Origin of the sequence: Amycolatopsis sp. (genome assembly GCF_035546795.1) — a bacterium.
Lineage (GTDB): Bacteria > Actinomycetota > Actinomycetes > Mycobacteriales > Pseudonocardiaceae > Amycolatopsis_E.
Genome location: NZ_DASZWC010000026.1, coordinates 114,407 through 126,932 on the forward strand (window position 1 = coordinate 114,407; position 12,526 = coordinate 126,932).

15 protein-coding genes are annotated in these 12,526 nt (G+C 68.6%); 5 read left to right on the top strand and 10 right to left on the bottom strand.

Annotated features, from left to right (window positions below):
• Window positions 1–15: 15 nt before the first annotated feature.
• Window positions 16–393, top strand: a complete 378-nt coding sequence (locus tag VHD82_RS17140) for a MerR family transcriptional regulator (protein ID WP_325704173.1) — start codon at window positions 16–18, stop codon at window positions 391–393.
• Here VHD82_RS17140 and VHD82_RS17145 read toward each other — a convergent pair.
• The 5 genes from VHD82_RS17145 to mca all read right to left on the bottom strand — a co-directional run bounded on the left by VHD82_RS17145 (window position 390) and on the right by mca (window position 6,238).
• Complete coding sequence (locus VHD82_RS17145) at window positions 390–2,282, bottom strand: acyl-CoA dehydrogenase (protein WP_325704176.1); 1,893 nt, start codon at window positions 2,280–2,282, stop codon at window positions 390–392. The genes VHD82_RS17140 and VHD82_RS17145 overlap by 4 nt on opposite strands.
• Window positions 2,283–2,320: 38 nt before the next feature.
• Window positions 2,321–2,887, bottom strand: coding sequence for a hypothetical protein (locus VHD82_RS17150; protein ID WP_325704179.1), 567 nt, complete (start codon window positions 2,885–2,887; stop codon window positions 2,321–2,323).
• Between the two features lie 87 nt (window positions 2,888–2,974).
• On the bottom strand, window positions 2,975–4,978 hold the full coding sequence (locus VHD82_RS17155; protein ID WP_325704182.1) for a thioredoxin domain-containing protein: 2,004 nt from the start codon (window positions 4,976–4,978) through the stop codon (window positions 2,975–2,977).
• 37 nt (window positions 4,979–5,015) lie between these two features.
• The gene (locus tag VHD82_RS17160; protein WP_325704185.1) at window positions 5,016–5,330 is read right to left on the bottom strand and encodes a hypothetical protein; all 315 of its coding nucleotides are present in this window, start codon (window positions 5,328–5,330) and stop codon (window positions 5,016–5,018) included.
• Complete coding sequence (gene mca, locus VHD82_RS17165; protein WP_325704188.1) at window positions 5,327–6,238, bottom strand: mycothiol conjugate amidase Mca; 912 nt, start codon at window positions 6,236–6,238, stop codon at window positions 5,327–5,329. The genes VHD82_RS17160 and mca overlap by 4 nt, the downstream gene beginning before the upstream one ends.
• 104 nt (window positions 6,239–6,342) lie before the next feature.
• Here mca and VHD82_RS17170 point away from each other — a divergent pair, with 104 nt between their 5' ends.
• The 3 genes from VHD82_RS17170 (at window position 6,343) to VHD82_RS17180 (ending at window position 8,329) form a co-directional block, all read left to right on the top strand.
• On the top strand, window positions 6,343–6,765 hold the full coding sequence (locus VHD82_RS17170; RefSeq protein ID WP_325704191.1) for a DUF4307 domain-containing protein: 423 nt from the start codon (window positions 6,343–6,345) through the stop codon (window positions 6,763–6,765).
• 195 nt (window positions 6,766–6,960) lie between these two features.
• The gene (gene greA, locus VHD82_RS17175) at window positions 6,961–7,458 is read left to right on the top strand and encodes a transcription elongation factor GreA (RefSeq protein WP_325704346.1); all 498 of its coding nucleotides are present in this window, start codon (window positions 6,961–6,963) and stop codon (window positions 7,456–7,458) included.
• Between the two features lie 70 nt (window positions 7,459–7,528).
• On the top strand, window positions 7,529–8,329 hold the full coding sequence (locus tag VHD82_RS17180) for an MBL fold metallo-hydrolase (RefSeq protein ID WP_325704194.1): 801 nt from the start codon (window positions 7,529–7,531) through the stop codon (window positions 8,327–8,329).
• Here the strand turns inward: VHD82_RS17180 and VHD82_RS17185 are convergent.
• The gene (locus VHD82_RS17185; protein WP_414637536.1) at window positions 8,305–8,781 is read right to left on the bottom strand and encodes an Lrp/AsnC family transcriptional regulator; all 477 of its coding nucleotides are present in this window, start codon (window positions 8,779–8,781) and stop codon (window positions 8,305–8,307) included. The genes VHD82_RS17180 and VHD82_RS17185 overlap by 25 nt on opposite strands.
• A 12-nt stretch (window positions 8,782–8,793) precedes the next feature.
• On the bottom strand, window positions 8,794–10,011 hold the full coding sequence (ilvA, locus tag VHD82_RS17190; RefSeq protein WP_325704200.1) for a threonine ammonia-lyase: 1,218 nt from the start codon (window positions 10,009–10,011) through the stop codon (window positions 8,794–8,796).
• A gap of 77 nt (window positions 10,012–10,088) precedes the next feature.
• Between ilvA and VHD82_RS17195 the strand changes: the two genes are divergently transcribed.
• A complete protein-coding gene (locus VHD82_RS17195; RefSeq protein ID WP_325704203.1) occupies window positions 10,089–10,376 on the top strand; it encodes a hypothetical protein in 288 nt (95 codons plus the stop codon).
• Here VHD82_RS17195 and VHD82_RS17200 read toward each other — a convergent pair.
• The 3 genes from VHD82_RS17200 to VHD82_RS17210 are packed head-to-tail and all read right to left on the bottom strand — an operon-like array spanning window position 10,373 to window position 12,503.
• Window positions 10,373–11,530 carry a cystathionine gamma-synthase gene (locus VHD82_RS17200; protein WP_325704206.1) on the bottom strand — a complete coding sequence of 386 codons (1,158 nt, stop codon included), beginning with the start codon at window positions 11,528–11,530 and terminating at the stop codon, window positions 10,373–10,375. The two genes, VHD82_RS17195 and VHD82_RS17200, sit on opposite strands and share 4 nt — an antisense overlap.
• Before the next feature lie 9 nt (window positions 11,531–11,539).
• Window positions 11,540–11,971 (bottom strand): hypothetical protein, encoded by a 432-nt coding sequence (locus VHD82_RS17205; RefSeq protein WP_325704209.1) that lies wholly within the window; start codon window positions 11,969–11,971, stop codon window positions 11,540–11,542.
• A gap of 10 nt (window positions 11,972–11,981) precedes the next feature.
• Complete coding sequence (locus tag VHD82_RS17210; RefSeq protein ID WP_325704212.1) at window positions 11,982–12,503, bottom strand: hypothetical protein; 522 nt, start codon at window positions 12,501–12,503, stop codon at window positions 11,982–11,984.
• Between the last annotated feature and the right edge of the window lie 23 nt (window positions 12,504–12,526).

The following is a 12,526-nucleotide window of genomic DNA, read 5'->3' on the forward strand; positions in this document are numbered from 1 at the left end:
GCCTCGGAGACGTACATGCTCGATATCGCCGTGATCGCCGAAAAATCCGGGCTCGCGCCCTCGGCTCTGCGCTACTACGAACAGAAGGGGCTCATCTCCTCCGCCGGCCGCAACGGATTGCGGCGCACCTACCGCCCCGAGGTGCTGAGCCGGCTGGCGCTCATCGCGTGCGCCCGCGGCGCCGGCTTCACGATCGCCGAGATCGAGCGGTTCCTCGCCGCCACCCCGGGCGACACCGAACTCCGCAAACGCATGGCCGAGAAGGCCGACGAGCTGGAAGCAGACATCCTCCGCCTCTGCCGGATGCGCGACAGCCTCCGGCACGCCTCGACCTGCACGCACGAACCGCTCGTGGAGTGCCCTGACTTCAAGAGCACCATCGACCCCGGCTAGTCGAGCATTTCCGCGCGCAGGAACGGTTCCGGGATCGCGAAAGCGTCCACGAGCAGCCTCGCCTGCGGACGCAGCTTCGCGCACAGGTCGTTCACCGCGGCGATCACCGACTTCGCGCGCGAAGCGGTGATACGGCCGTGTTCGAGGAACCAGGCGCGGTCCTCTTCGATGTTCGACAGCACGTACAGATCGCACAGCTGGTTGAGCAACGCACGCGCCTCGTCGTCCTCGCATCGCTCGATGGCGGCCACGAACGCTTCCAGCACAACACGATCGACATGCACACGCGCCGCGTTCAGCACGTGGTCCTGCGCGTCGTTGAACGCCTGGAACGGATCCCCTTCAGCGGCACGGCGAAGCCGGCGCGCGACGCCTTCCAGCACGTGCTTCTCGCGATCCTCGAACAACGAGACCTGCCATCCGCGGTCGGACAGCACGCCTTCGTCGTCGCGACCCGGCGCCGCGTCGACGAGCCGTTCGATCACCTTCCGCGCGGCCGTCCGCTCGATCACCGTGTCCACCACCTGCTCGGCGACGAACCTGGCCATCTCCAGCGGGCTCAGATCGGCGAAGTGATCGCGGTAGTTGGTCAGCAACCCCTTCGCGACCAGTTGCAGCAGCACGGTGTTGTCGCCCTCGAAGGTGGTGAACACGTCGGTGTCCGCCTTCAGCACGGCCAGCACGTTCGCGGCGAGATATCCCGCGCCACCACAAGCTTCCCGCGCGGTCTGGATCGACTTCGTCGCGTTCCAGGTGGCCACCGCCTTGATCCCGGCCGCGCGCGACTCCAGCTCCCGCTGGCTGCGCTCGTCGACCTCTTCGTCGGCGCCCTGGATTTCGTGCAGTTTCCGGACCAGCTCCTCCTGCGCGAAGTGCAGCGCGTAGGTCTTCGCGATCGCGGGCAGCAGTTTCCGTTGGTGCGCGCGGTAATCCAGTACGACGACCTCGTTGTCGTCGCCGGGCCGGTTGAACTGCCTCCGCTGCTCGCCGTACCGGACGGCGAGGGCCAGCGCCCGCTCCGTCGCGCTGGTCGCCGCGCCCGCGACGCTGATGCGACCGCGGATCAGCGTGCCCAGCATGGTGAAGAAACGCCGGCCGTCGCTCTCGATCGGACTGGAATAAGTGCCGTCCTCGGCGACATCGCCGTACCGGTTGAGCAGCGCATCCCGCGGCACCCGCACCGAACGGAACGTCAGCCGCCCGTTGTCGACGCCGTTGAGCCCCGCCTTCCGCCCGCAGTCGCCGATTTCCACCCCGGGCATCGGCTCGCCGACCTCGTTGCGGATCGGCACCAGGAACGCGTGCACGCCACGGCCTTCGCCGCCGGTGATGAGCTGCGCGAAGACCACCGCCATCCGCCCGTCGCGAGCGGCGTTGCCGATGTAGTCCTTGCGGGCCGAGGGATCCGGGGTGTCGATGACGAACTGGCGCGTCTCCGGGTCGTACGTCGCCGTGGTGCGCAGGTGCTGCACGTCGGAGCCGTGCCCGGTCTCCGTCATCGCGAAGCAGCCGGGCAACTCCAGATCCATGATGCGCGGCAGGTAGCGCTCGTGGTGCGGTTTCGTGCCGAGCAGCTGCACCGCGCCACCGAACAGCCCCCACTGCACCCCGGATTTGACCATCAGCGAAAGGTCACCGAGCCCGAGCAGCTCGAAGGACACGACCGAGCCGCCGATGTCCCCGCCGCCACCGTATTCACGGGCGAACCCCAGCCGCGGTTGTCCCGTTTTGGCCAGTTTGTGCAACTGGTCGGTGACCCAGGCGCGGTAGTCCTCGGTGCTCAGGTCTCGTGGCTCGTCGTAGGCGTTCTCGCTCAGCTGCGCCCGGACTTGTCGCCGCAGCTGTCCCCACTGTCCATCCAGTACGACCGTCAACGCCTCAGGGTTCATGCCCCAAGTTTCGCGCAACGGGCCGGGAGCCGCATGGTTCAGCCCAGGTCGGGGCCCTTCGCCCGCAGATCGTCCACTTTGGACATCGCGGTGCGCAGCTCGGCGAGCCAGTCCTCGGCGTGCTCACCGACCAGCCGGACCGCCCAGGCCAGCGCCTCGGACCGCGAGCGGGCGACACCGGAGTCGACGAGGGTGTCCAGCACCCGGCGTTCCGGCTGCCGCAGCCTGGTCATCACCGGCACGGACAGGGTGGTGAACAGCTCGGTGGTCTCGCCGATCCGCGCGCCCCAGGCGACCTTCCGCTGGTAGCGGTGCTCGGCCTGGCGCGCGATCTCGATCCGGTGGTCGCGGGTGTCCTCCCGGAACCGGCTGATCCGGCCGGACTCCGCGGCCGCGCGCGCCGCGTCGTCGGTGAATTCCTCGGTAAGCGCCGGCAGTTCGCCGACGACGAGGATCTCCTCGCGGTCGACGGTGATCTCCGGCGCGCTGGTGAACCATTCGTCGGGCAGTCGTCCGGTGAACCAGCCCTCGGCGTCTTCGGCGGGCGGCACCTCGCTCTGCTGCCAGCCGCCGCGTCCCTTCCAGCCTCGTCCTTGCGTGCGCATTCCGACCTCCGCGATTACATGATTACATCGCTACACACGCTACGCCGATTCCTCCGGTCCGAGACGCCTGTTTGCCGAGGGCGAAACCTAGCGGGCCAGCACCGCCTCGAGCTGATCGGTGCTGGTCACCGGCCGATCGCAGACGTACCCGCGGCACACGTAGGCGGCCGCTGCACCCTCGACGAGCGGACGGTCGGCGAGCAACGGCACGGTCTCCGGCTGGCCCGCGAGCACGACGCCACCGCCGTGCACGAGCTGAGCCGCCGCCGTCCGCAACTCCGCCCAGGACTCCGGGTCCAGACCGACCACGGCGACTTGGATCGGACCGGAAAGCAGCGCCTCCGCGACGGACAACCAGTTCCCGGCGAAGCGGGGCATCTTCGTGGCGAGCTTGCCGACCCGGCTCACCGCACGCTCGGCCGCCTCGCGATACCGCGCGGACTGCTCCGGCCCGACGAGCACCGACGCCGTGACCAACGCCGCCGCGAGCGCCGAAGCGCCCGAAGGGCTCGCGTTGTCAGCAGGGTCGGAAGGCCGCTGCACCAACGCTTCCGCGTCGTCCGCCGTGTCGTGGTACGCGCCAGGCGTGCCTTCGACGGCGAAGCGGTCGAGCGCAGTGTCGAGCAGCTTCGTCGCTTCGTCGAGCCAACGCTGCGCGCCGGTCGCCTGGTGCAACGCGAGCAAGCCCTCCGCGAAGCACGCGTAGTCCTCCAGCACGCCCGCCGCATCGCCGACCTGACCGTCTCGCGAGCTTCGCCGGAGGCGTCCGTCCACAAGGTGTAGGTCGAGGATCATCTCGGCGGCGCGTTCCGCGGCCTCAACCCACTCCGGCTCGTTCAACGCGACGCCGGCTTCGCAGAGCGCGGTGATCGCCAACCCGTTCCAGGATGCGATCACCTTGTCGTCGCGGCCGGGCTGCGGACGGAGGTTGCGCACGCCGAGCAGCAGCCGGCGAACCCGTTCGAACCGTTCGGAATCGTCCGGATCCGTGCGCAGCTGCAGCACCGACGTGCCCCGCTCGAAGGTCCCGGAATCGGTCACCCCGAACAGCTCGACGGCCCAATCTCCGTCCTCCCCAAGGATTTCCCGCAGCTCACCGGGCGTCCAGACGTACGTCAGGCCCTCTTCGCCGGACGTGTCGGCGTCGAGCGAAGCTGCGAACCCGCCTTGAGCCGTGCGCAGTTCGCCGAGCAGGAACCCGGCCGTCATCCGGGCGACCGTCAACGCGTGCGCGGATTCCTTGAGCCGCGCGAGATGCGCGTACACTCGTAGCAGCAAAGCGTTGTCGTACAACATCTTTTCGAAATGGGGCACCACCCAGGCGGCGTCCACCGAGTACCGCGCGAACCCGCCGCCGAGCTGGTCGTACATCCCGCCGCGCGACATCGCCGACGCGCATTCCTCCACCAAAGAAAGCGCCTGAGCCGAACCGGTGCGCTCATGGTGGCGCAGCAGGAATTCCAGCACCATCGACGGCGGGAACTTCGGCGCACCACCGAAACCGCCGTGCACCGGGTCGGCGTCCGCGGCCAGGCTCGTCACCGCCGCGTCGAGCACCTGCGCATCGACAGCCGTCTCCGGCAACGGGCCGGTGCTCTCCGCGAGATGCGCCACGATCTGCCCTGCGCCCTCGCGCAACTCGTCACGGCGCTCCTGCCACGCCTGCGCGACGGCGACGAGCAGATGCTGGAACGACGGCATACCCGGCCGCGGCTCGGGCGGGTAGTAGGTGCCGCAGTGGAACGGTTCCCCTTCCGGGGTAAGAAAACACGTCATCGGCCAGCCGCCCTGCCCGGTCATCGCCTGGGTGGCGGTCATGTAGACGGCGTCGATGTCCGGTCGTTCCTCGCGGTCGACCTTGATGTTGACGAAGTTGTCGTTCATCAGCCGGGCCGTTTCGGCGTCTTCGAACGACTCGTGTGCCATCACATGGCACCAGTGACAGGCCGCGTAGCCGACCGACAGCAGGATCGGCACGTCACGGCGCTTGGCCTCGGCGAGCGCTTCAGTGCCCCACTGCCACCAGTCCACCGGATTCTCGGCGTGCTGGAGCAGGTACGGGCTGGTCGCGGTGGCTAGTCGATTGGCCATGACACCAGGGTGTCACGGCACGGAACCGGCCGCGCCGCTAGGAGGTTTCGCTCTTCTCCTTGGCGGCAGCCGCGGCCTTCGGTTCCTCGGACGCGGACTCCTCGGGCTGCTCGCCGCCGGTGGCCTGCTCGCCGTCGGGATCGAAACTCGCCGGCACCCGCTTGAGGTGCTTCGTCATCGAGCGGACCAGGAACGCCACCGCGACCAGGAACACCAGCAGCAGCAGGAAACCCACCGGCGAGGACTTGCCGAAGTCCTCGCCCTGGCCGCCGTTGTCGCCATTGCCCGGCTGCTGCGCCAGCACCAGCGCGGTCGTCGCGACCGGCGCCGCCACTGGCAGCACGAAACTCATGCCGTCACCTTCTCCCTCACCCCGGCGAACAAATCGTCCTCCGGCAACGTGCTGTCGACAAGGGAGCGGACCAGCTCGTACTCCTCGGTCGGCCAGATCTGCCGCTGGAGGTCCAGCGGGACGGCGAACCAGCGGCTGTTCGGGTCGATCTGGGTGGCGTGCGCCTTGAGCGCTTCGTCCCGGACCTCGAAGTAGTCGCCACAGTCGACCTGCGTGGTCACCCGCTCCATCACGTCGGCACGGTCAGGATCCCACTTGTCCAGCCACTCGGCATACGGGGAGTCCAGCCCGGCCTCGGTCAGCGCGTCGTGGAACAGCTGCATCCTCGCCCGCGAGAAACCGTGCATGTAGTACAGCTTCAGCGGCTGCCACGGCTCGCCCGCTTCCGGGAAGCGCTCCGGCTCGGCAGCAGCGTCGAAAGCCGCGACCGAAACCTCGTGGCAGCGGATGTGATCCGGGTGCGGGTAACCGCCGTTTTCGTCGTACGTGAGCACCACGTGCGGCCGGAACTCGCGGATGACCTTCACCAGCTCGCCCACCGGCTCCTCCAGCGGCACCACCGCGAAGCAGCCCTCCGGCAGCGGCGGCAGCGGGTCACCCTCGGGCAGCCCGGAGTCGACGAAGCCAAGCCAGTGGTGCTTGATACCGAGGATCTTCGCGGCGCGCGCCATCTCCTCGCGCCGGATCTCGCTCATGTTCGCCCGGACCTCGGGCTTGTCCATCGCCGGGTTCAGCACGCTGCCGGCTTCGCCACCGGTGCAGCTGACCACCATGACCTCGGCACCCTCGGCGACGTACTTCGCCATCGTCGCCGCACCCTTGCTCGACTCGTCGTCCGGATGGGCGTGCACCGCCAGCAGACGGAGGCGCGAGGATGGCTCGACTGTCCGTTCGTCAGATCCCACCATGCCTGCAACGACCCCTTCTGCACCGCTATTCCACGCCTGACGGATACTCGACTCTGACCCCATTGTCCCCGGGGGTACGACAAGACCGATCAGGAGGCCCGGCTTTGAGCACACGCGCGCTGCCGGAGGGCCGTTACGGCACGGCGCGTGACCGCACGTCCAGCCGTTGGCGGCGCTGGGTGTGGACAGCGCTCGGGCTGGTGGCCGGCTTGGTCGTGGCATGGGTCGCCTATCTCAACCTGGGGCCCGCGCCGATCACGGCCGACCGGGTCGGTTTCGAGGAGCAGCCGGGCGACGCGATGTCGGTCACCATCAACGTGACCCGGGACGACCCGTCGAAGCCGGGCGTGTGCATCGTCAAACTGCAGGACATCTCGGGCGCGGAGAGCGGACGCAAAGAGGTCTACATCCCGGCCGGGGACAACCACAGCAAGCAGACGACAGTCGTGCGCAGCGTCGGGCAACCGGTCACCGCGGACGTGTTCGGCTGCTCGTACGACGTACCAACATATTTGTCAAGTAGCTAGCGGCCAACGGGGTGAATCCCGCGCCCAGTGTCCGGAGACCGCCAAAACGGGCGGCCTCCGTGACGCTCTGCGTGCTATCCTGGTCTACCGGCACGGCCCAAGCGGGCCGTGTTTTTCCTTTATCTCAGCCTCGCTGGCTGCCAGCCAGTGGGGCCGCCGGCTTGTATACCCATGCCCGGCAGGCACGACGAGGAGATGGTGGCCGTGAGCGACACCCAGGTGACCTGGCTGACCCAGGAAGCCTTCGACAGGCTCAAGCACGAGCTCGACGAGCTGATCGAGAATCGTCCGGTCATCGCCGCGAGGATCAACGACAGCCGGGAAGAGGGCGACCTCAAGGAAAACGGGGGCTACCACGCCGCCCGTGAGGAGCAGGGCCAGGCCGAGGCGCGCATCCGCCACCTGCAGGAGCTGCTCCGTTCCGCCAAGGTCGGGGAGGCCCCCGCCAACGACGGCACCGCGGAGCCCGGCAAGGTGCTCACCGTCCGCTACGACGGTGACGACGAGGACGAGCAGTTCCTGCTCGCCACTCGCGAAGAGGGCGCCGAGGGCGAGCTCGACGTGTACTCCCCCGAATCGCCGCTGGGCAAGGCCCTGCTCGGCGCGAAGGAGGGCGAGTCGCGCGAGTACGACCTGCCCAACGGCAGCAGCCAGAAGGTCACCCTCGTGAAGGCTGTGCCCTACAAGGGCTGAGCTCACGGCAGCGGGCTTCCCGGTCACGGCGAAGCCCGCTGCGTGCCCGGCCTCGCGCTAGCGTTGGCTGATGAATTCCCTGCCGATCTGCGCCACCTGCGGGATGCAATACGCCGCGCCCAGGTCCGACTGCCCGATCTGCGAGGACGAGCGCCAGTACGTGCCGCTGTCCGGCCAGCAGTGGACCGATCTGGACACGCTCCGCGCCAACCACACCGGCCTGCTTCGAGAAGAAGGCCCGGGCGTGCTCGGTGTCGGCTGCGAGCCGGCGTTCGCCATCGGGCAAAGAGCCCTGCTGGTCTCCGCCCGATCCGGAAATTTCCTGTGGGACTGCTTCGCCTGTCTCGACGACGAAATCGTCGCGAAGATCAACGAACTGGGCGGGCTCACCGGTATTTCGATCAGCCACCCGCATTTCTACTCAACGGTCGTCGAGTGGGCGCATGCCTTCGATGTCCCGGTCTACCTGCACGAGAAGGACCGGGAATGGCTCGGCCGCCCCGAGTCCTCGGTCGAATGGTGGAGCGGCGAGACGAAGCAGGTCGCCAAGGACCTGACATTGATCAACCTCGGCGTGCACTTCCCGGGTGGCACGGTGCTGCACTGGCCCGAAGGTGAAAACGGAAAGGGCGCGCTGCTTTCCGGCGACATCGTCAAGGTGATCCCGGACCGCAAGTTCGTCAGCTTCATGTACAGCTACCCGAACCTGATCCCGGAACGCCCATCGGTGGTTCGCCGCGCGGCGGAAATCCTTGCCGGGTACGAGTTCGAAGCCATCTACAGCGCCTGGTGGGACTCGATCGTGCGCACGGACGGGCACGAGGTCGTGCAGCGCTCGGCGAAACGCTACCTGGATTTCGTGTCGTCGTAGGCGATCCGCTCCAGCAGCGGGCGCACCCGCGGCGGGATCGGCGTGGTCAAGGCGAGGGAAGTGTTGGTGCGCAACACTCCTGGCAGCCCGACCACCTGGTCGATCACCTGCTGCAGATCCTCGTGGTCACGCGCGACAAGGCGCACGAACAGATCGCCCTGACCGGTGGTCGCGTGCGCCTCGCAGACCTGGTCGATCGCGGCCAGCCCATCGGCCACCTCACGCCTGCTGCCCTGCGCGATCTCCAGCACGGCGAACGCGGTGAGCCCGTAGCCCATCGCCGCCATGTCCAGCTCCGGCGGGAAGCCACCGAGCACACCCTGCTCGTTCAATCTGTCCAACCGCGCCTGCACGGTCCCGCGCGCGACGCCGAGCCGGCGGGCGCATTCGAGCACGCCGAGCCGGGGCGCATCGGTCAACAGCAGCAACAGCCGGGCATCAAGCGAATCCAGGGCGTCCACCTCCTACACCGTGTGCTCGCGGACCAGGGTGTACCCGGCGCGCTGCAGTTCGGTGGAAACCTCCGCGCAGTGCTCCAGCCCGCGGGTCTCGAGGTTCAGCGCCAGCTCGACCTCGCCCAGCGCCAGCGCACCGGAAATCCGCGAATGCTCCACGTCCAGCACGTTCGCACCCAGCTCGCTGATCCGCGACAGCACCGAAGCGAGCACGCCCGGCCGGTCCGGCACCCGCAGGCGCAAGGCCAGGTAACGCCCGCCGGCGGTCATACCGTGCTGGATGATCTGCAACAGCAGCAAGGGATCCACGTTGCCACCGGACAGGATCCCGACGATCGGGCCCTCGAAAGCGTCCTGATGCTGCAACAGCGCGGCGACCGCGGCCGCACCGGCCGGCTCCACAACGAGCTTCCGCCGTTCCAGGCAGAGCAGGACGGCGCGGGAGAGCGACTCCTCCGAAACGGTCACCACGTCGTCCACCAGCGCCTCGACGTGCGCGAACGTCACCGGCCCCGGCTGTCCGACGGCGATCCCGTCGGCCATCGTGGACGGATTGTGCACGCGCGTCGGCCTGCCCTCTGCCAGCGACAACCGCAGCGACGCAGCGCCCTCGGCCTGCACCGCGACCACCCGCGCCTCCGGCCGCAGCGCCTTGACCACCGTCCCGACCCCGGTGACCAGCCCGGCACCGCCCGCGGGCACCAGCACCGTGGCGGCGTCGGGCACCTGCTCCAGCAGCTCCAGCCCGACCGTGCCCTGCCCGGCGATCACGTCCTCGTGGTCGAAAGGATGGATGAACACCGCACCGGTCCGCTCGGCGAACGCGATCGCCTCCGCCAGCGTCTCGTCGAAAACATCGCCGTGCAGATGCACATCCGCGCCGTACCCGCGGGTGGCCGCCAGCTTCGGCAACGGCGCCCGCGTCGGCATGAACACCGTCGACTTGATGCCGAGCAACGACGCGGCCAGCGCGACACCCTGCGCGTGATTACCCGCGCTCGCCGCCACGACCCCGCGCTCCCGTTCGGCCGCGCTAAGCCCGTGGATCCTCGTGTACGCGCCACGAATCTTGAAGGAACCGGTGCGCTGCAGGTTCTCGCATTTGAGATAAACCGGGGTTCCGTGAACCTTTTCCAGATCCCGTGCGTGTTCCATCGGGGTGACCCGGACTATCCCTTCGAGGAGCGCACGCGCCTCGTTGATCCGGTCCAGGGTCACCAATGCCATAACCGGGATCATGCCACCCCGGCCGGACCGCTTTGGGTACCCTGGACGCGGTCAGGACCGGGAGTCAGGGAGTAACCATGCGAAGCCGGAGCGGTACGGCCGACGGCGACAGCCGGCGCGCCCTTCGTTCGGCCGGGATCCTGCCCATCATCGCGGCGGTCACCTCGGCCCTGGCGTTGACAGGCGCCGCGTTCTACACGGTCGACAGGGCCACCTGCGGTGACCCCGCGCAGTACATCCGCCACGACAATCACGTCGAACTCGTGGGTGGCTGCGTGGACAGCACGGAACTCGCCCAGCTGCGCACGCAGACCCACTCCACCGGTTCCTCCGGTGAGATCGCCGACGACAACTACCGGCCCTAGCCCAACGCCTTCCGCAGGTCCTCGATCAGGTCGCGGCTGTCCTCGATCCCCACCGAGAGCCGCAGCAGATCGGCAGGCACCTGCAGCATCGAACCGGCCGTGCTCGCGTGCGTCATCCGGCCGGGATGCTCGATCAGCGACTCGATCCCGCCCAGCGACTCGGCCAGGATGAACAGCGACGTCCGGGCCGAAACGTCCAGCGCCGCCTGCTCCCCGTCCACATGCCGGAACGAGACCATGCCGCCGAACCGCCGCATCTGCTTCGCGGCCACCTCGTGCCCGGGGTGCTCGGCCAGGCCCGGGTAGTAGACCTGCGCGACCTTCGGATGCGCGGCCAGCGCCTCCACGACCCGCTCCGCGTTGTCGCAGTGCCGCTCCATGCGCACGGCCAGCGTCTTCGCCCCACGCAGCGTCAGCCACGCGTCGAACGGGCCCGGCACCGCGCCGGCGGCGTTGCGCAGGAAGAACAGCTGCTCCCGCAGTTCGTCCTCATTGGTCAGCACCGCGCCACCGACCACATCGGAGTGTCCGCCGAGGTACTTCGTGGTCGAGTGCACGACGATGTCCGCACCGAGCGCCAGCGGAGTCTGCAGGTACGGCGTCGCGAACGTGTTGTCCACGACCAGTCGTGCGTTCGCGCCGTGCGCCACCCCGGCCAGCGCGGGGATGTCGGCGATGCCGAGCAGCGGGTTGCTCGGGGTCTCACACCAGATCAGCTTGGTCTCCGGCCGGACCGCGGCCCGCACCGCGTCCACGTCGGCGAGGTCGGCCACGGTGTAGCCGACACCCCACTGGCTGAGCACCTTGTCGATGAGCCGGAAGGTGCCGCCGTAGGCGTCGTTGCCGAGCACCAGATGGTCGCCGGGGCGCAGCGTCGACCGGAGCAGGGCGTCGGTCGCGGCCATGCCGGACGCGAACGTCAGCCCATGCCGGGCGCCTTCCAGCGCGGCGAGCTGCTGTTCGAGCGCGGTGCGCGTCGGGTTCGCGGTGCGCGAGTACTCGTAGTCACCCTCACGGGTGCCGCCGACACCGTCCTGCGCGTAGGTCGAAGTCTGGTAAATCGGCACGATGACGGCGCCGGTGCGCGGATCTGGCTCCTGACCAGCGTGAATCGCGCGGGTCTCGAAGCCGAAACCGGAGGTGTCGTGTGTCATGGGACCAGGCTACGACCAGCCGCTGGTCACCCATCGTGCGGTCGGCCGGACACTGGCCAGCACGAGGGTGACGACGGCGGGCACGCACAGCAGCGCGGTATAGCCCACCGGGATCGTCTTGTCCGCCAGGCCGAGGAAATACACCCCGAACGAGCCCAGGACCAGCACCGACAGGTAGAGCAGCAACGCGAGGACCGCCCCGGCGACGGTGAACACCCGCCCGAACCGTTTGGCGAGAATCAGCCCCACCCCGCCGGTGATCAATGTTCCGGCGACGATCACGTGCAGCAGGAAGGTCAGCAGCGCACGCCCGAGGTCGTCGTCGCCTGCCAGCATCACCGCACCACCGGCGACGCCGATGAGGTGGAAAATCCCGCCGAGTAACGCAAGCACGGCGGCGGGGATTCCGGTGCCGCCTCCGCGGGAGGACTGTAAAGGCATGGTCAATGACCTACCAGGTCGGCGGTGGCCCGCTTTGCGGCGGGTAGGCCTGAACCGGGTAGCTCAACTCCGCCGGCCGGTGCCGCAGATAGCGGAAAGTCGCCGGCAGCAAGGAAAGCACGACCACCACGAAACCACCGGCCGCCGCCACCACCCGCACCCACGCGTCGTCGAGTTCGAACCGGGCCACGGCTCTGAAGAACTGCGAGAACTGCCCGGGATAGAGCAGCAACGGTTCGGCCACCACCGCTCCGATGGCCGCGAGCCCGCCGATGAGCAGCAGCACCGCGCCCGCGACCGCGCGGAAGAAGGTGACCAGCGCACCGATCAACAGCAGCAATGCGGCACCGAGATACAGCCCGAACACGATCTTCGCGTCGCCCGGCAGGTCGTCGATCCCGAAGTCGATGAACGTCTTCACCGGGAAGTAGCCGAGTGCACCGGCGAGCGCCAGACCGGCCAGCCCGGCCAGGATCGCCGTCGCGCCAGTGGGCCGGCGCTCTGCTGCGGGACGGCCGAGTGGGTTGGTCACTGTGCCCCCAGATGGCGAGCGCG